Origin of the sequence: Aromatoleum toluvorans (assembly GCF_012910905.1) — a bacterium.
Taxonomy (GTDB): domain Bacteria; phylum Pseudomonadota; class Gammaproteobacteria; order Burkholderiales; family Rhodocyclaceae; genus Aromatoleum; species Aromatoleum toluvorans.
On sequence record NZ_WTVN01000038.1, the window covers coordinates 1 to 17588 of the forward strand.

General features: G+C 62.6%; 15 protein-coding genes and 1 rRNA gene. 10 read left to right on the forward strand and 6 right to left on the reverse strand.

Annotated elements, in window-relative coordinates:
* Positions 1 to 5 precede the first annotated feature (5 nt).
* From rrf to GPA22_RS18955, 5 genes are all read left to right on the forward strand, one after another.
* Positions 6 to 119: ribosomal RNA gene (rrf, locus tag GPA22_RS18935) — 5S ribosomal RNA — on the forward strand.
* Between the two features lie 179 nt (positions 120 to 298).
* Positions 299 to 1258 (forward strand): alpha/beta hydrolase fold domain-containing protein, encoded by a 960-nt coding sequence (locus tag GPA22_RS18940; RefSeq protein WP_169257622.1) that lies wholly within the window; start codon positions 299 to 301, stop codon positions 1256 to 1258.
* A gap of 205 nt (positions 1259 to 1463) precedes the next feature.
* Positions 1464 to 2744: a nucleotide sugar dehydrogenase gene (locus GPA22_RS18945; RefSeq protein WP_169257623.1), complete on the forward strand. Its 1281-nt coding sequence runs from the start codon at positions 1464 to 1466 to the stop codon at positions 2742 to 2744.
* A 54-nt stretch (positions 2745 to 2798) separates the two neighbouring features.
* A complete protein-coding gene (locus tag GPA22_RS18950; protein ID WP_169257624.1) occupies positions 2799 to 3758 on the forward strand; it encodes a lytic transglycosylase domain-containing protein in 960 nt (319 codons plus the stop codon).
* A gap of 353 nt (positions 3759 to 4111) precedes the next feature.
* The gene (locus GPA22_RS18955; protein ID WP_169257625.1) at positions 4112 to 4738 is read left to right on the forward strand and encodes a GspH/FimT family pseudopilin; all 627 of its coding nucleotides are present in this window, start codon (positions 4112 to 4114) and stop codon (positions 4736 to 4738) included.
* 99 nt (positions 4739 to 4837) lie between these two features.
* Here the strand turns inward: GPA22_RS18955 and GPA22_RS18960 are convergent, their stop codons facing one another.
* The 6 genes from GPA22_RS18960 to GPA22_RS18985 are packed head-to-tail and all read right to left on the reverse strand — an operon-like array spanning position 4838 to position 11364.
* The gene (locus GPA22_RS18960; protein WP_169257626.1) at positions 4838 to 8215 is read right to left on the reverse strand and encodes a pilus assembly protein; all 3378 of its coding nucleotides are present in this window, start codon (positions 8213 to 8215) and stop codon (positions 4838 to 4840) included.
* A gap of 38 nt (positions 8216 to 8253) precedes the next feature.
* Positions 8254 to 8832: a hypothetical protein gene (locus tag GPA22_RS18965; protein ID WP_169257627.1), complete on the reverse strand. Its 579-nt coding sequence runs from the start codon at positions 8830 to 8832 to the stop codon at positions 8254 to 8256.
* Positions 8829 to 9842: a PilW family protein gene (locus GPA22_RS18970; protein WP_169257628.1), complete on the reverse strand. Its 1014-nt coding sequence runs from the start codon at positions 9840 to 9842 to the stop codon at positions 8829 to 8831. Before GPA22_RS18970 ends, GPA22_RS18965 begins: the two co-directional genes overlap by 4 nt.
* Positions 9843 to 9848: 6 nt before the next feature.
* Complete coding sequence (gene pilV, locus GPA22_RS18975) at positions 9849 to 10445, reverse strand: type IV pilus modification protein PilV (protein ID WP_169257629.1); 597 nt, start codon at positions 10443 to 10445, stop codon at positions 9849 to 9851.
* A complete protein-coding gene (locus GPA22_RS22975) occupies positions 10445 to 10921 on the reverse strand; it encodes a GspH/FimT family pseudopilin (protein WP_169257652.1) in 477 nt (158 codons plus the stop codon). The genes pilV and GPA22_RS22975 overlap by 1 nt, the downstream gene beginning before the upstream one ends.
* Before the next feature lie 2 nt (positions 10922 to 10923).
* Positions 10924 to 11364, reverse strand: coding sequence for a type IV pilin protein (locus GPA22_RS18985; RefSeq protein ID WP_343036097.1), 441 nt, complete (start codon positions 11362 to 11364; stop codon positions 10924 to 10926).
* Between the two features lie 244 nt (positions 11365 to 11608).
* Between GPA22_RS18985 and GPA22_RS18990 the strand changes: the two genes are divergently transcribed.
* The 5 genes from GPA22_RS18990 (at position 11609) to GPA22_RS19010 (ending at position 17588) form a co-directional block, all read left to right on the forward strand.
* A complete protein-coding gene (locus GPA22_RS18990; protein WP_169257630.1) occupies positions 11609 to 12637 on the forward strand; it encodes a sensor histidine kinase in 1029 nt (342 codons plus the stop codon).
* A 138-nt stretch (positions 12638 to 12775) separates the two neighbouring features.
* Positions 12776 to 13405: a retropepsin-like aspartic protease family protein gene (locus tag GPA22_RS18995; protein ID WP_246264520.1), complete on the forward strand. Its 630-nt coding sequence runs from the start codon at positions 12776 to 12778 to the stop codon at positions 13403 to 13405.
* Positions 13406 to 13495: 90 nt separating this feature from the next.
* Positions 13496 to 14035: a CoA pyrophosphatase gene (locus tag GPA22_RS19000; protein WP_343036098.1), complete on the forward strand. Its 540-nt coding sequence runs from the start codon at positions 13496 to 13498 to the stop codon at positions 14033 to 14035.
* A gap of 94 nt (positions 14036 to 14129) precedes the next feature.
* Positions 14130 to 14897, forward strand: a complete 768-nt coding sequence (locus GPA22_RS19005) for a 3-hydroxyacyl-CoA dehydrogenase (protein ID WP_169257632.1) — start codon at positions 14130 to 14132, stop codon at positions 14895 to 14897.
* Between the two features lie 210 nt (positions 14898 to 15107).
* Entirely contained in the window at positions 15108 to 17588 is a 2481-nt protein-coding gene (locus tag GPA22_RS19010; protein ID WP_169257633.1) for a heavy metal translocating P-type ATPase, read from the forward strand.

Consider the following 17588-nt stretch of genomic DNA (forward strand, 5'->3'; position numbering starts at 1 on the left):
TACAGTCTGACGACCATAGCGTCCCGGAACCACTCCTTCCCATCCCGAACAGGACAGTGAAACAGGACCGCGCCGATGATAGTGCTCTCCTTGAGTGCGAAAGTAGGTCATCGTCAGACTACCCTACACAAAAAAGCCGCTCTCCTCACCACAGGATGAGCGGCTTTTTTACGTCCACGTGGTTTGCTCCGGGCTTCCCTCTGCTCGGCAGGGAACCCCCACTGCTTGCTTAGCCCCTCTGTTACGATGCTGACGTCGGCGTGCTGCCGAAACAACTCTGCGGTCGGATACAAGTTCAATGGCACTTACGGCTCAAGCACAGGCATTGCTGGAAATGGTTTATCGCGTCGGGGCTCCGCGCTTTCATGAGCTTAGCGTGGCTCAGGCGAGGCACTCTTTCGACAAGCTTCAATTCGTATTTGGGGGAGACGCGGAGTCAGTCGCGTCCACGATGGAGGTGCCGATGACGCGAGCCGACGGGAGCGCACTTCTGGCGCGCTTGTATCGGCCGCTGGAGGCTGGTTCGGCTCAGGCGCTACCTCTGGTGATTTACTTCCACGGCGGCGGTTGGTGTGTGGGGAGTGTGCAGAGTCATGATGTGCTGTGCCGACAGCTCGCCAATCGCTCGGGCTGCGCCGTGCTGTCGGTGGATTACAGATTGGCGCCGGAACATCCGTTTCCTGCGGCTGTCGAGGATGCGTTGTTTGCGGTCGAGTGGGCGTGGGAAAATGCGTCGCTGCTGACGGTGGATCCGCTCCGCATGGCATTGGCCGGTGATAGTGCCGGGGGAACTCTGTCGATTGTTGCCGCACTGATGTGTCGCGATCGTGGACCGGTGCGGCTGCGCTTCCTGTGCCTGATCTACCCCTGCACCGAAATCGTGAGTAATCGCCCGTCGCGCGAGACATACGGGTCGGGGTATTTCCTCGACCGCGAGAGTCTGGCATGGTTTTTCGAGCGTTACCTGCCTGGCGGAAATACGGACGATTGGCGAGCTTCCCCGTTGAAGGCGGGATCGTTCGCGAATCTCCCCCCGCTGCTGGTGGTTACCGCGGAGTGCGACCCGCTCGGAGATGATGGCATTGCGCTGGGGGAACGTGTTCGCTCCGACGGGGGCACCGTGGAACATTTAGGGGTCGATGGGATGGTGCATGGCTTCATCACCTTGGGAAAGTGGTTTCCCGAAGCACATGACGTCGTAGATCGCATCTCGGAGCGTCTGCGCCAGAGGCTCGGGGGCGCGGCGGACGCGGTATAGGGTGCTTTCGCCCTGCGCTTTAACCCGCGAAGGGTTTACCTCAAGCTTGGCCGGAAGGATGATGCGACGAAGGAGACGGCGCGCTGCTGAAGGCGCTGCCACGGAACAGCCCCCCCGCGGGCCGAGGTGACTGCGTTGAGAGAGAAGCTGTGATCTCCCAAATTTCCTGGTTCATGCAAGTGATTCATTTTGAAGGGTGGTATTCATGACGACCGTCGCCGTTATTGGCCTGGGCTATGTCGGCCTGCCGCTTGCCGTGGAGTTCGGCAAGAAATTCAATACCTTGGGCTTTGATCTTTCGGCCCCGAAGGTTGCAGCTTATCGTGAGCACAACGATCCGACCGGAGAGGTATCCCGCGAGGATTTGCGTGCCGCAATCATGCTCTCGTGTCATACGGATCCAAGCGTGATCGCACAGGCGGATTTTGTTGTCGTCGCCGTCCCCACGCCGGTAGATCAGGCGCATCAGCCCGATTTTTCGCCGCTGGTCGGTGCCTCGCGGACGGTCGGGCAGAATCTGAAGCGAGGGGCAATCGTCGTGTTCGAGTCGACGGTGTATCCCGGTGCAACCGAGGAAGTCTGCATCCCGATCATCGAGCGCGAATCCGGCCTGAAATGGAAGGAGGATTTTTTCGTCGGATACTCGCCGGAGCGGATCAATCCGGGCGACAAGGAGCGCACCGTCACGAAGATCACGAAGGTGGTTTCGGGGGATACGCCTGCCACGCTGGCAAAGGTCAGCGAAATCTACGGGGCGGTCATCACCGCAGGGGTCTATCCCGCAAGTTCGATCAAGGTCGCGGAGGCGGCGAAGGTCATCGAGAACACGCAGCGAGATCTCAATATCGCATTGATGAACGAGTTGGCGGTGATCTTTCACAAGATGGACATCGACACACTCGAGGTCCTCCAAGCCGCCGGGACGAAATGGAACTTCCTGCCGTTCCGCCCAGGTCTCGTCGGCGGGCATTGCATCGGCGTCGACCCGTACTACCTGACGCACAAGGCGGAAATGTTGGGTTACCACCCGGACGTGATTCTGGCGGGGCGGCGCATCAATGACGGGATGGGGAAGTATGTCGCCGAGCAGACGGTCAAGCAGTTGATTCAGGCAGGGCACTCGGTGCGCGGCTGCGACGTCATTGTCATGGGATTGACGTTCAAGGAGAACTGCCCGGATCTTCGCAACAGCAAGGTCATCGACGTCATTCGCGAACTCCGTAGCTTCGGCTGCCGGGTGCACGTCCACGATGCGGTCGCGGTGTCGGCAGAGGCCGAGCACGAGTATGGCGAGTCGCTCGTGGCTTGGGAGGAACTGCCGCGCGCGACGGCAATCGTCGCGGCGGTCTCGCACAAGGCGTATCTGGAAATGCCGCTTTCGAAGATGTCCGAGAAGTTGCTGCCGAATGGCGTCTTCGTCGATGTGAAGTCGGCGTACGACCGGGATGCAATGACGACCGCCGGCATGACTGTCTGGCGGCTCTAGCGGCGCTAGCGGGATTGGCCGCGTTGCGCCGTCGGTGCCATGCAGGAGGCCGCGATGGGGCGTGGATTGCATGCAAGCCGGAGCTTCCATTTGTTGGGCGGCGCATTGCTCGCGGCCGGATCCTGCGCGTCGCTTGCCGCGGCGGATGTTCATTCCGCCGAGAAGGGTGCCGCGGCTGAGGCCGTATTCGCTGAACACGCGCGTTACCTGGCAGACCTTGCGGTGGCCTACGAGCATGGCGAGGGTGTGGCGCGCGAACCTGCCCGGGCTGCCGCGCTTTACTGCGAGTCGGCGCGCCTGGGCAATGTCGAAGCCATGTATTCGCTCGGCTGGATGTACGCGAACGGGCGCGGGCTGGGGCGCAGTGACGCCTATGCCGGGACCTTGTTTGCCATGGCGGCGTTTCTCGGGCACGCGCAGGCCGATCGGATGCGCCGATATACAGGCGAGTATGTGGGGGCAGTACCAGCCTGTCTCCAGCCACCGCCCGACACGGCACCCGACCCCGGATGGAGTGCCGAGGCGCACATCGCCGCCATGTCGGCGCAGCGCAAGCAGGTGGCGCGCCTCGTGGTCGATCTTTCCTCCGAGTACGCGATCAGCCCGAAGCTCGCGCTCGCGATTGCATTGACCGAATCGAATCTGGACGCCGCGGCTGTGTCGCCGAAGAGTGCGATGGGGGTGATGCAGCTGATCCCGGAAACCGCAGCGCGCTTCAACGTGCGAAAGCCCTTCGATGCCGAGGAGAACATCCGCGGCGGCCTTGCGTATCTGCGCTGGCTTCTGGCCTATTTTCGCGGTGACATTGCCTTGGCCGCTGCCGGATATAATGCAGGCGAGCGCGCGGTCGAGCGCTATCGAGGGGTGCCGCCTTATGCCGAAACGCAGGCGTACGTTGCGCGTGTCCTGGCCTTCATGCAGCGACGACGGCACGCATACGACAGTCGTATAACGGAACCCAGCCCGATAATTCCGGGCGTGCAGCACGTCAGTGAACGCGAGGGCGGCCTGTGACACGAAGCTAGCGTCCGACGCAGTATCGCGTCTGGATGTTGCTCGCGGTGCTGTGCGCTGTCACCACGATTCCACGCTGCCCCGGTGCTGAAGCCATTAATGGTTGCCGTCGGGATTCTTCAGCGCAGCCGTTCGCCGTGTTCGATCCGGACGGCGGTGAGGTCCTGGGCATCGTCACAACATGGTCTTCGTCAAAAGCACGCAGGAAAACGTGTTGAGCGTCCCGTCGGGAATCACCTATGCGATTTCCCGTAAAGACGCCTGTCAGGTAAGTCCGCACATGCTCCGAGTGCCCTCTCATCACAGAGGCGCTCGCTATCGTAGTTAGCAATGCGTATGACATTTATTTGAGAATGACGTTAGAATTTCTTCCCCGATTGCTCAGAAGTGAGGCAATAGTCGTGAAGAATTCTCGTGGTTGGTCGAACCTTATTCCGTGCCAGGTTCATCGGGTCGCTTGTATAGCAGAGCGTGGATATTCGCTCGTCGAGTTGATGATCGTGCTTGCAATCGTTGGAGTCATCTCCGCGATTGCTGCTCCGTCATTTGCCCGACTGTTGGCGGAAACGCGGGTCGGGGACGCGTCCAGTGACCTGTTCGCAGCGGTTCTCCAGACGCGCTCGGAAGCGATGAAGCGGCATCAACGGGTCGTTCTGTGCGTGAGTCCCGACGGGGCGGACTGCGGGAGCGAGGGAGGCTGGGAGCAGGGCTGGATCGTTTTCGAGGATGGAAACGAGAACGGCCGGCGGGAGGCCGAAGAACCGTTGATGCGTGCAGGTGAGGTACGCGCCGGCCGGGTAGGGATTTCCGGTGATGGCAGCGTTGGTCGCTATGTGTCCTACGTGGCCTCCGGGCGGACGCAACAGCTCACTACCGGAGCATGGCAGGCGGGCACGCTGACGATCTGCAGCGAAGGCATCGCACGAAAGATCATCATCAACCGAGTTGGGCGGCCGCGCATCGCCAAGGGAAACTGCTGATCAGCCCGGGTGTGGGAAGCAACAAGCCCTGAGGTCGTGGTTGTAGCCGAAAAAAAAGCGGACCCGCATAGGGTCCGCCTCTTCGGAACAGGATTGAGATCAGTCGATCTTCTTGTAGCGATATACCTTCACGCGATTCTTCTTGATCGGGATGGACGGCAATTTTGCTTCCAGAGGCGACCCGCCGGGCGCGTCGGGCTTTCCACCAATGATGAAGGGCACGATCTTGCCGTCCACTTCGACCACCCCGGCGACGGGTGACGGCGCCAAGCCGCCGCCCACGAAGGCTTCAGACCGGTTGGTCCCCTCGGGTGCCGGAGCGCCGCAGCTTGCGCCACCGTGGAGGAAGCAGGCGGCATAGCCGCGTGCAGTCCCCAGCGCCGAGCACTTGTCCGGATTGACGGCCTGGAAAGTGCTGAAGTTGACAAGGCCGCCCACGGTTGCAGGTGTCGTCACGACCTGTTCGGTGATGCCTAGCGTCGTCGTATGCTCGAGATCGATAACCCAACCGCGAGGACGGGTTGCCACTGAAGAAAACACCGGCAGGTAGTCCTTTGTCACGTCCGTCGTGTTCATCAACTGGCAACTACTCGACGTGAGTACCGTGTCACCTGCCGCGTCACAATCCGAGCTGTCATCGATTGTCACGAATCCGGAAACGAGGGCGTATTCGTCCCAGAACCCGTAGAAACGGTTCTTCACTTTTGCGGCGGTCGAAGTATCGAGCGGTTTTTCGCGGTTGCCCGAGCCGATGAGGACGATGTTGAAGTTCCCGATCGTCACGACGTCGGGTGCGAAGAGGAACTTGCGGCTTCGCTGCGAAACGCTCCAATCGGCGATTTTCGCAACATGCGTCACTTTCCAGTTGCTCTGATCCTGAGTCGATGGGTCTGCAGGATCCGTTAGATTCACTCGCCAGACGTTCCCCTGGGTGTCGGCCGCGTAAATCACGTCGGAAAAACCGTCCGAGTTCGTATCGATCGGTACGACGTCGGCAGCGACGTGACCGGCGCCTGTTCCCAGGTCGATGAAGCGCAGCAGGGCGCCGCTCTTGGCGTCGAGGACGAAAATCCCTTTCCCGGTGGTGGCTGAGCCGCAATTGCGTGGTTCGGTATCCTCGCAGGCGTCGTAGCCCGCTCCGAAGACGGCGTAGAGACTAGATTGGCCTTTGACCCGCACGATCTTCGGCGCCGACCACGTCTGTCCGATCTTCGTTACCCCCGCGTCGCCGTGACAGTCGGTGTTCGCGCTCGTCGGGCATCCGAAGCGCCATATCGGCGTGGGCGCCCCCCCCGTCGCTCCGGGATGCTTGGTAGCGTCGAATGCATAGATCATCCGCCCGCCACGCCGCATCGAAGCGTATAGCAACTTTACCTGCGAGCCCGTTCCGTCCGCTTTCGCCGGGCCGACGTACGCACCGAGTGACCCGTCGAAGAAGTAATCCTTCGGCGATTCACCCAACGGCGGCGTCGGGTTATCAAAGAAACTCACCAGGGGATAGTCGGCACGGTTCCGTTTGAGACGGCCGACGAACTCCGGCGGAAGGAAGGACCAAAGCTCCTGGCCGCTGCGCGCCTTGGTTTCGTCCTTGTTTCCATCGATCGCACGCAACAGTCCGTCGTCTCCGCCGTAATAGACCACGACATCGTCGGTCCCTGCGGCTCCGTAATTGATGGCCAGCGGGCGCGAATGGATGATGCCGCCGTGTACGGTCGGACGGACGGCCTTCGGCGTCAGCGTGCCGAGCCAATCGTATTTCTCGTTGTTGTCGGTAATGGTTGCAGTGTTATAACCGTCGCCAACGTTGTCCCCGCGGATCCACTGCTTGTCCACATCCGTCGAAACGTCGAAAGACGTCAGCGAATCGCAATTTGCCGGCGCTGCGGCGCAGGTGCGGATGAGGCGGTCGGATGGCGTCATGTTCCGCAGTTTCTGCGCTGCGCCCCCGCGCTCGACGATGCTGCCGTCGGGGCTGTCATTGAGCTCGAAGCCGGTGCAACTGCCCTTGGGAATGCGGTGGTCCGGGGTGGTGGGTTCGGTCACCGATTGCCAGTAAGTCCCCGAGTCGGTCGTCCAGAAGCTGCGCGCGCAGGTTTGCAGGAAGCCCGTGTTGGCATTGTCGATGGCCGGATTCTTGCCGGCGTCCGCCAGGAACAGGCTGCGTCTGATGACGTCGCCCACCTTGGTCTCGCGCAACTGGAACTGGTACTGCTTGAGGTTGCCCGCCCAGCGCGGACGCTTGTTCGCGTCGGGGCGGAACATCCCGATGAACACCTGGTTCAGGTAGGTGCCCTGGGTATTGACGCTGATCGGCAGCGAGGCAGATGCGAATGCGCTGTTTACCGCGGCGATCTGCGTGAAGATGTTGCGGAACGCGCTCACGAGCGCGCCCAGGTCGCCGTCCACCTTGAACGCACCGCCGACGCCCGAGCCGCCGTAATACGCCATGCTGTTGAGCAGTGCGGTCTGCTTCGTGTCTTCGCTCTTGTTATAGACGTTGATCGTGAAGGTCTTGACCGGCTGCTGGTCTGAAACTGCGCTGACATCGGTGCGTGCGAGGAATTGCGTCCATTCGTCGGCAAAGCGGATGTCCGACTTGTTGGCGACCGCATACAACTGCTTGGGCGCGAGCCCCAAGTACCGCATGACCGAATTGGTCGGCGGCGTTGCGTTCTGGTCCGTTCCGAACTCCTGGTTCGGAAACTGGTTGCCGATCAATACGATATAGTTCTTTCCGCAAGAATCTGCGCCAATCGGACTCGCGTATTGCTCCCGCGCGACGGGATCGGTGAAAGCCAGGGGGTCTTCGAGATCGTTCTTCTTCGAATACCGCGTTGGGCCGAAGCCCCGGGCTCCTGCGGGGCTGCCCATCACGGTGGCGGCGACGTTGTTCGTGTTCGCGTAGCCGCCGAAGTACTTGAACGCCTCGAACAACGACGAGCCATAATTGGTCGACGACGGAGCCTTGAAATTCGGATCGGTAACTTCGGCGTCGATCGCATTCAGATCACGGATCAAGTCTGTGCAACCGGCCGACGCGGGGGCGAGCGGAACGATGCGGCGGCGGATGTAGCCTGATACGTCTGACGGGCTGTCTACCGTATTGGCGGTGTTGTACAGCATGAGGCCGACGTTGATCCTGAACGGCGAGGAGGTGCCGCACGCGAGTTCCTGCAGAACTACCTTCAGTGCCCGTATTTCGACCTGCCCTTGTACGAGATCGCTCGCCGTACCGAATACCTTGGTGACATAGTCGAGGCAAGTCGCATCCCCCTTGCACTTGGTCGTCACGCTGGCCTTGTTCCATGCCTGGTTCGCTGCGGACCAGTTCGAGGAGTTGTCGACAAAGAGAAGGACGTTTGGGGCAGAGCCGGTCGTGGTCTGGGTATAGATGTCGATGTCTTCAGCCCAGGTGCTCGTGCCGGTCCCGATGCCCAGGCATGCGAGCGCCACTGCAAGTCTGGATAGCCTGTTCATATGTTGCTCCGGATGTGATCTTTGGTCGGCCCTGCGCGTTACTTGCAGGCGTCCTTTGCTTCTGCGTAGTCGATGCGCATTTCGACGCCCTGAATGACCTGTGTTTTCGCGCCAGTTCCGGGAAGCTCGACCTCGGCGGTCATTTCCCACAGCGAAGTGGCGCAGAGTGAGTTGTCGTTGAGTGCTCCCGCATCGACGATATTTATGCCGCCCTTCAGTGCATTGCTGGGGATGCAGGGGAGATCGTCGAGCGGGACGCTGTTATCGGCGTTCACCATTTCGCCCACCTTGAGATAGCGGTAGCGCTTGCATACTGGTGGGGGAATCTTCACGTGATAACTGGTCTCCGTCGTGGCAGTCGCTCCGGAAAATGCGGGAAGCGTTGCGCTCCGGTCTACATTGCGGGCGGTGAATTCATTCGAGTTCAGGGCCAGATCGAGATGGTAGTCAGCGGCGTCCTCCGCCTCTTTCTGGAACTGCTCGTTGCCCACGACGAGCAGGTTCGTGTTGGCAAGCCGGATCGCCGACACCGCCAGCAAGGTGATCAGGATCAGCATGATCAGGCCGACGAACAGGACCGCGCCCCGCTGTCGCGTGAACGATCGAGAAAGGTTCATTTGGTTCTCCGCGCCACGGGGTGGATCAACTCTATGTAGGTGTTGAAGACGTGCCGCTTGTAAGAGTCGTTGAACGTGACAGCGGCTTTGGGTCCGAGCTTGATGGTCTTCGAGGCTGCGGCGTAGCCGGGCGAGGGGTCGGTTGCGCGAGCGATCAGCCAGACGCGGACGCCGACGATGTTCACCAACTGGGCCGCGGCCGGGGCGTCAGTAAACACGTCTGGTGAGCCGTCGCCGGTAGTGTCCACTGCGTATTCGAAATGCAGGTCTTCGATGCCCTCGACCAAAGCCTGCACATCCGGATTGGTCGCGTCGAGAGCCTCGGGGCGAAAATCGGCACGCTTCAGCGTTGGAATGCCGTCGCCGGCAACGTTGTTCTGGTCGATGAAAAGGATCCTGCGGATGTACTGACGGATCGGCGCCCGATTTGCCGCGGTGCAGTCGATCTTCTGGAGATCGAAGGCGTTGGTGCCTGTCTTTACCCTGAAGGGCTTGTCGGGGACGGCGCTGACATATTCATCACCACACAGGGAAACCTGCAGGTAGGCGAGATTGTTTTTAAGCGAAGCGGGCGCCGTGACCGCGGTCGAAGCCCTCTGGAGAAAGATCATCCCGGTTCCGGCCCTGGATGTTGTGATACAGCCAAAGCTGCCGGCGTTGATGCCCTCGACGGCGATGTCCATCGATGCCTTCCAGACGTCGATGTCCGTCGAGCACGGGCTGGCTGTGGTCGAGGGCACACTGGCTATGTTCGACAACGCGTCATAATAGGCGGCCATCGAAATTTCATCGCGGAGGATCTGGATCGCATAGCGGCCGTTTTCAAGCTGCTGCGCCGCCTTGTCCAGCTCACGCCGCGCCTGGCTGTTGTTGATGAATATCGTGGTCATTGCCCCGATGACCAGAAGGCCCAGCGTCATCGCGATCATCAGTTCGATGAGGGATACCCCTTCTTCGCGCGATCGGCGCAACGACGTGCGTGACAATGCGAGTATTCTACGTTTTTCCATGTCGGCTTACCCGGCAGTTTGTTTGGGGACAAGAACGCGTGTCACGACGGCGCGGCGCAGGCCCGTTCCGAAGTCGACATCCGCCGCGCATTGGGCGCCGGGCGTGTTGGCGGGGGGCGACGCCGTGGGCATGACGCCCTGCCAGACGCCGACAACGAAGAATTCACCCAGCGCGTCCTCGGTCGTCGGGGAGACAGAAATCAGGCAACCGCGCATGCCGATCGGCGCACCGATTCCTGTCGATCCCATTTTTTCCGCGGCGCCTTTCATCGCGTTGCTCCAGGCGCACAGTTGCGCTGCGGCGTCACCGGTTAGCGCGCAGGTCGCCGCCTGCGTGTCGCCTACGCCGTATGCCGCGAGACTTACGCCCTTGAAGTCGTCGACGTATTTGCGACCGGCAGTAACACGGTCCGCCATGTCCTGCACCAGCATCAGGGCGACAGAGCGTTGGTACGCCTCCATCTCGACCTCGTTCGCCTTTGTCTGAAGGCCTGCGAGGCCAAGCAGCCCGATCGCCAGGATCACGATCGAGACGAGCACTTCGAGCAGGCTGAACCCGCCTTGCCGGGGCGTTGCTTCCATTGAGAATGTGGCGGTATTCATCAACACGCTCCTTCGCTCAGCCGCGGCCTGCCTGTCGTGTCGAGCCGAATGCATCGTTGCGTAGATGTGCCCGAGGCCGAAACGGTGATCGCGGTGTTGGCACCGGTTATGAGCCGACCGGTGGGGCCATATGCGATCGCCGGTGCGGAAGGGTTGAAACTCAAGCCGGGGAGCGCCGATTGCGCATGCACGTCGTTGCCGCCGACCTGCACACTCCATCCGGTGGCGAGGTCGGCGATGACGAAAGTCGCATTCGCGTTGCGCTGGAGGGCTTCGCTGCGGGCGACAAGCATCGAGTCGTACAGCGCAGACGACGCGGCACGGACCCGCTGCGACGCCAACAGATCCTGGAACGACGGATAGCCGATGGCGGCGAGGATGGCCAGTACCGCCACCGCGATCATCAACTCGACGAGGGAGAAACCCGCGGAACTGACCTGCGCACTCGGACGTTCGCGCACATTCGTCGTGTCCATGATCATCGTCCGCCCCAGCATTCAGCAACGCTGCCGGAACCGGTAATCGACTTCGCTCCGGCCTGGTTGATCCTCAGCGTACCGCACTTGGTGTCCTGCGACAGCTGCGAACCGGTGGGGGCTGCCTGAACAGTGAATTCAGTTGCGGACGGTGTTCCCACAACGCTGACCGCATAGTGTTTGCTGACCTCGGATGGCGGTGTGCCCATGCCGATATCGGCAAGTGCCCCAAACGTCCGCGCGTCCAGCCGATACTGCTGCTGCCGGGTCGCGATATCGAGAAGGTGCGCCGTGGCGACACTGCGATTCGCCCGCACGAGGTAGGATTGATACGAAGGGTAGGCCACGGCGGAGAGGATCCCGATGATCGCGACGACGATCATGACCTCGATCAGGGTGAAGCCTTTGCTCGATGGCTGCGGTGTCGGACGTTTTGTGTTCACGATCGAATCCGTATCAGGAATGGGTACGTGGATGGTATGGTCGGAACGGTATTCTGGCTAGAGCGTAGTGAAGTTCCGGCAAGACCTGAAGGGATGTCCGATGAGCGTCTGATTTCCGCGCACGAGTGGCGGGGTTGGGGCTGGCTCAGGCAGGTCGGCGGTCACGGCGGAGGTTTGATGCCAGCGTCTGCGATTGCTGTTGCCGCGTTTCCGATTCGATTCACAAGCTTGAGGTTTTGCGCCCTTGGAAGTTACGCCGTCGCACAGGATCGTTACGCTTCCCGATTTTCGCAATCTCGGGGTGCTGTTGCGTACGCTGGTGATCGCCGAATCCGCCAACTTTCTGTCGCTGGCGGCCCACGCCCCGGATCTGCTGGATGCGGTGACGCGCGTCGGTGCCGGTGCGCTGCCGTATGAAGTCTCCCTGCTGGCGGTGGTGCTGCTTCTGTTCATCGTCGCGCCGTGGGTGGGGCGACTGCCGTACCGACAGGGAGTGTGGGCCACCGTGGTGGTGGTTGCGCTGGCTGCCGGCGGTCTTGAACTCGCATTCAATTCATGGATGGGCATCATGCCCGGTGTCGGACCGCTCAAGTCCGCGACGATTGGCGCCCTGCTTGCCGCCCTGATATTGGGTTATTTCAACTGGCGCCAGCGCGTGCTCTCGCCGGCGTTGGCGACGGCGCGCCTGATGGCCTTGCAGTCGCGCATACGACCTCATTTCCTGTTCAACAGCCTGAACACGGCGGTGTCCCTTGTGCGGCAGGATCCTCGCCTTGCGGAGCAAGTCCTGCTCGACATGGCCGACCTGTTTCGGGCGTTGCTGGCCGACAGCCGGTCGTTGGTGCCGCTCGCCGACGAGGTCCGGCTCGCCGAGGCGTATCTGCAGATCGAGCAGTTGCGGTTGGGGGAGCGCCTGCGCATGCATTGGAACCTCGAAGGGGCGCCCATGTCTGCAGATGTGCCGATCCTCGTGCTGCAGCCGCTGCTCGAGAATGCGGTGCGCTACGGCGTCGAGCCTTTCGCAGAGGGCGGAGACGTGCACGCGTCGATTCGGGTGAGTTCGGGCATGCTCGAAATCGAAGTGATCAATTCGGTGCGCGGTGGCACGTGCGCGGTCCCCTCCGGCAATCGCATTGCGCTGGCAAACATCGAGGAGCGTCTCGGCCTGCATTTCGATGCGGAGGGGGTTTTGCGCATCGCGACGAAGGACAACATGTTCGTGGTTCGGGTGTCCGTTCCGCTTCGGGCGTCGAGGCCACACGATCGTTCGTGATGGCCATGTCGTGATTTGCGTAGCGGGGAGACGACGCGGTACGCTGATTAGCTGTACGTGGTGGTCGCCGCGACATCTTGCGATGTGCTTCGATTCAAGGGGTGAATCATGGTTGGGGGCGCAAGGTTTTTCAGGTTTATGCTGATCGCGCTCGCAGGCGCTGCGGCGAGTGCGGTCCAGGGGGCGGAAGTCGAACTGGTCGGAGTGTTCGGTAGCAAGGCTGTGCTGGTAGTCGATGGTGGCGCGCCGCGTACGCTTTCGGTCGGCCAGCAGACCCGCGACGGACTGCGTCTCGTCGAAGTGTCCGACGGGGCCGCGACCGTGGAACTCAACGGCAAGCGGCAGAAGGTGATTCTCGGCGCCGGGCCGGTCCGCAGCGCCGCGGGCGACGGAGGCGGTGCGGCGGCAGTAAGTCTCGTTGCGGATGCTCGCGGGCATCATTTTTCCAGTGGCAGCATCAACGGCGCATCGGTCCGCTTTCTCGTCGATACCGGCGCCAGCATGGTGTCGATGGGCGCATCGGACGCTCGCCGCGCGGGGATTGATTTTCACAAGGGTGTGGGCGGAATCAGTCAGACTGCCAGCGGCCCGGCGCAGGTATGGAAGGTGCGGCTGGATGCGGTACGCGTCGGGGACGTCACCTTGAACGGCGTCGATGGACTGGTGCATGAGAACGATCTCCCCTTCGTGCTGCTCGGGATGAGCTTTCTCGGCCGCATGGACATGCAGCGGGAAGGGGATCGCCTGACGCTGCGCAAACGATTCTGAGAGGTGGGCGTGACGGAGAAGGGAGGTTCCCGGTCCGGAGGACCGCTGGATTCCGAGTGGTTGCGACGGCGGTTTACGGGCGCGCACCCGATCGAAGCCGTGCACGACGACGGGAGCCCGTCGGGGAGCGGTCTGCGGCCGGCTGCGGTACTGGTGCCCGTTGTGGCGCGCGAGCAGGCGCTGACCGTGCTGCTCACGCGACGCACCGACCATCTGCATCATCACCCCGGGCAGATCAGTTTTCCGGGCGGGCGGGTGGAGGCGACGGATGTGTCGCCGGTGATGACGGCGCTGCGTGAAACGGAAGAAGAGATCGGTCTCGAGCCGGACCATATCGAGTTGCTGGGCGAGCTTCCGGAATACCGGACCGGCACGGGGTTCCGCATCACGCCGGTCGTCGGGCTGGTCCATCCTCCGTTCGACCTGACGCTGGACAGCTTCGAGGTCGCCGAGGCCTTTGAAGTGCCGCTGTCGCATTTCCTCGATCCGGGCAGGCACCAGAAGCACCGCATGGAATACCAGGGAAGGATGCGCGAGTACTATGCGATGCCCTACGGGGACTACTTCATCTGGGGTGCGACGGCCGGAATCCTTGTTTCGCTGTACAGATTTCTCGATGGCGCGAGGTAACGCGATCGCCTTCGATGGTTGACGTTGACGTCAACTGCAATTATTTTGCGTCTCCGTGTCGCCGCGTGTGGACGGCGAGGGAAAGGAGTTCGGCATGAAGATCGAGAACAGCGTATTCGTGGTGACCGGCGGCGGGTCCGGTCTTGGGGCAGCGACGGCCCGCATGCTCGTGGCGGCTGGGGGCAAGGTGGTGCTGGCCGATGTGAACCGCGAGGCGGGTGAAGCGCTTGCGCAGGAGCTCGGCGCGAACGCGGCGTTCGTCCAGACCGATGTGACCAGCGAGGACAGCGCCAAGGCGGCGATCGACCGCGCGGTGTCCGGTTTCGGCGGTCTGCAGGGGCTCGTGAACTGCGCCGGCATCGCTCCCGCGGAGAAGGTGGTGGGTCGCGAAGCGCCGCACCGCCTGGAGTCGTTTGCACGAACGATCAACGTGAACCTCATCGGCAGCTTCAACATGATGCGCCTGGCCGCCGACGTGATGAGCAAGGCCGCGCCGAACGCAGAGGGTGAGCGCGGCGTGATCGTCAGTACCGCCTCGGTCGCCGCCTACGATGGGCAGATCGGCCAGGCTGCCTATGCGGCCTCCAAGGCCGGCGTGGTCGGGCTCACCCTGCCGGTCGCCCGCGAGCTTGCGCGTTTCGGCATTCGCGTGATGACGATCGCGCCGGGGATCATGGAGACGCCGATGCTGATGGGCATGCCGCAGGAAGTGCAGGATTCGCTCGGGAAGACGGTGCCGTTCCCCTCGCGCATGGGGCGCCCGGCCGAATATGCCGCGCTGGTTCGTCACATCGTCGAAAACGCCTACCTGAACGGCGAGACGATCCGCCTGGATGGCGCAATCCGCATGACCGCGAAATAGGTCGCCGCGATCGGGTGGTCCGACTTGTGCCGAAGGGGGCAGTGCCGATCGCGGCCTGCCCCCTTCGGCTTTCTCGGCGCGCGCGGCGTCGGCATTGGAGGGCGTCGGCCAAGTGTGCTAAAAGAGGGTTTCGCGTGATTCATGTTGCGCCGCAGCGGCCGCCCGAAACGACTTTTTTCACGGCCCCACGGCTTCCTTCCGCCCCTCCCGATGACTTCGTCCGAAAACGCCGCATCCGCTTCAGTTCCCGCCGAGGAGTGTTACCACTGTGGGCTGCCGGTGCCGCCCCTGTCCAGTCATTACGTCCCCGTGGACGGCGTTGAGCGGAGGATGTGCTGCGTCGGCTGCGAGGCCGTCGCACGTTCCATCGTCGATAACGGCCTGACCGATTACTACCGCCATCGCGATGCGATGCCGGAGCCGCAGAAGGAAGCACTGCCGGCCGAGTTGCAGGAGCTCGGGCTGTTCGACCATCCCGATTTCCAGAAGAGCTTCGTCGAGCCGGTCGGCGAACACGAGCGCGAGGCTTCGCTGATCCTCGAAGGCATCACCTGTGCCGCCTGCGTCTGGCTGAACGAGCAACACGTCTCGCGCCAGCCGGGCGTGTCCCTGGTCGAGATCAATTACGCGACGCGACGCGCGCGGGTGCGTTGGGACGAGCGCCGCACCAGACTGTCGGACATCCTCGCCGCCATCCAGGCAATCGGCTACCGCGCCTATCCCTACGATGCCGAGCGCTCGGAGCAGATTGCACAGCGCGAACGCCGCTCGATGCTGTGGCGGCTCTTCGTCGCCGGGTTCGGCATGATGCAGGTGATGATGTACGCCTTTCCCGCCTATATCGCTGGGGAGGGCGACCTGACGCCCGACATCGCACTGCTGATGCGCTGGGCCAGTCTGACGCTGACCTTGCCGGTCGTCCTGTATTCCGCCGCGCCGTTCTTTCGCCGCGCTCTGCGGGACGTCAAGCTGCGCCGCCTCGGCATGGACGTGCCGGTAGCGCTGGGTGTCGGCAGCGCATTCGTCGCGAGTGTGTGGGCGACGCTGACCGCGGCCGGCGAGGTGTATTTCGACTCGGTGACGATGTTCGTCTTCTTCCTGCTGTGCGGGCGTTACCTCGAGATGATCGCGCGGCAGAAGGCGGTGCGCGGCGTGGAGGAGCTGGGCAAGGTCCTGCCCGCCTTTGCCGAGCGCCTCCTCGCCTGGCCGTCTCCCGTCGGCGAGCGCGTTCCGGTGTCGCAGCTCGTGTCGGGGGACGTCCTGCGCGTACGCCCTGGCGAGGTCATCCCGGCAGATGGCGTGGTGGTCGACGGGCAAAGTGATGCGAACGAGTCCTTGCTGACCGGGGAAAGCATGCCGGTGCCAAAGTCCGTCGGCAGCGAGGTGACCGGCGGGAGCATCAACATATCGAGTCCGCTCGCGATTCGTGTGCAGCAGACGGGCGATTTGACGCGGCTCGCCGCGATCCGGCGGCTGATGGAGCGTGCGGCGAGCGAGAAGCCGGCCATCGCAAGGCAATCCGACAAGGTTGCGGTCGTGTTCATCGTTGCCCTGCTGGCTCTCGCGTGTGTCACCGGTGTCGTGTGGTACTTCGTCGACCCGTCACGGGCACTGTGGGTATTCGTGTCGGTGCTGGTAGTGGCGTGTCCGTGTGCACTTTCGCTTGCGACGCCGGTCGCGCTGACGGTCGCCACCGATGCGCTCGCTCGCATGGGGGTGTTGGTGACGCGTGGTCACGCGATCGAGACCCTCGCGAACGCCAACCATTTCGTCTTCGACAAGACGGGTACGCTCACCTACGGGCGCCTGACGCTGGAGGAAATCCTGCCGCTGGCCGATCTCGATGAGCGGCAACTGCGCGGTATCTCCAGTGCGCTGGAGCAGGCATCCGAGCACCCCATTGCCCACGGACTGCGTCGTTCGATCGATCAGGCGGATCTGCCGGTCGTCGAGAATCTCGCGTCGGAAACAGGGCAAGGCGTGACTGGCACACTGGATGGCGTGCCCTGCTGGCTGGGGCGCCCGGACTTCGTCGCGGCGCGGCTGAAGTGCGATCTGCCGCCCCAGCTGCAGGAATTGGCTGCGCGAGGCGGGTCGGTCGTCGCACTTGGCGGCCAGGGGCGCTGGCTGGGACTCTTCCGCCTCGCCGACGTGCCACGGCCCGAGGCCAGTCAGTTGACAGCGAAGCTTGCGCGGGAGGGCATCCGGACGACCGTGCTGAGCGGCGACGCACAGGCCGTTGCGAGTTCGATCGCGGGGCAACTGGGCATCAATGACGCGTGCGGCGCGATGACGCCACAGGGAAAGCAGGCGTTCATCGAGGATCTGCAGCGTAACCCGGACGCGGTCGTCGCCATGGTCGGTGACGGCGTGAACGATGCGCCGGTGCTTGCCCAGGCGCACGTTTCCGTCGCCATGGGCAGCGGGACCGAGCTCGCGCGCAATCAAGGCGATATCGTGCTGCTCAGCGAGAATCTCGCCGGGCTCGGTCGCGGCGTGGATCTGGCCCGCCGGACCTTGAAGATCATCCGGCAGAACCTGTGGTGGTCGTTCGCGTACAACTTCACATCGGTCCCGCTCGCAATGGCGGGGCTTGTCACGCCCTGGATGGCAGGAATAGGCATGGCGGGAAGTTCGTTGCTGGTCGTGCTGAATGCCCTGCGCCTGCAGGGCGGTCGTCGGATAGATTGA

Coding starts and splice junctions, on each gene's coding strand:
- GPA22_RS19010 (WP_169257633.1), top strand. CDS start 15,108: ATGACTTCGTCCGAAAACGCCGCATCCGCTTCAGTTCCCGCCGAGGAG.
- GPA22_RS18970 (WP_169257628.1), bottom strand. CDS start 9,842: ATGGAAAAACGTAGAATACTCGCATTGTCACGCACGTCGTTGCGCCGA.
- pilV (WP_169257629.1), bottom strand. CDS start 10,445: ATGAATACCGCCACATTCTCAATGGAAGCAACGCCCCGGCAAGGCGGG.
- GPA22_RS18955 (WP_169257625.1), top strand. CDS start 4,112: ATGACGTTAGAATTTCTTCCCCGATTGCTCAGAAGTGAGGCAATAGTC.
- GPA22_RS18950 (WP_169257624.1), top strand. CDS start 2,799: ATGGGGCGTGGATTGCATGCAAGCCGGAGCTTCCATTTGTTGGGCGGC.
- GPA22_RS18960 (WP_169257626.1), bottom strand. CDS start 8,215: ATGAACAGGCTATCCAGACTTGCAGTGGCGCTCGCATGCCTGGGCATC.
- GPA22_RS19005 (WP_169257632.1), top strand. CDS start 14,130: ATGAAGATCGAGAACAGCGTATTCGTGGTGACCGGCGGCGGGTCCGGT.
- GPA22_RS22975 (WP_169257652.1), bottom strand. CDS start 10,921: ATGGACACGACGAATGTGCGCGAACGTCCGAGTGCGCAGGTCAGTTCC.
- GPA22_RS18945 (WP_169257623.1), top strand. CDS start 1,464: ATGACGACCGTCGCCGTTATTGGCCTGGGCTATGTCGGCCTGCCGCTT.
- GPA22_RS18965 (WP_169257627.1), bottom strand. CDS start 8,832: ATGAACCTTTCTCGATCGTTCACGCGACAGCGGGGCGCGGTCCTGTTC.
- GPA22_RS18940 (WP_169257622.1), top strand. CDS start 299: ATGGCACTTACGGCTCAAGCACAGGCATTGCTGGAAATGGTTTATCGC.
- GPA22_RS18995 (WP_246264520.1), top strand. CDS start 12,776: ATGCTGATCGCGCTCGCAGGCGCTGCGGCGAGTGCGGTCCAGGGGGCG.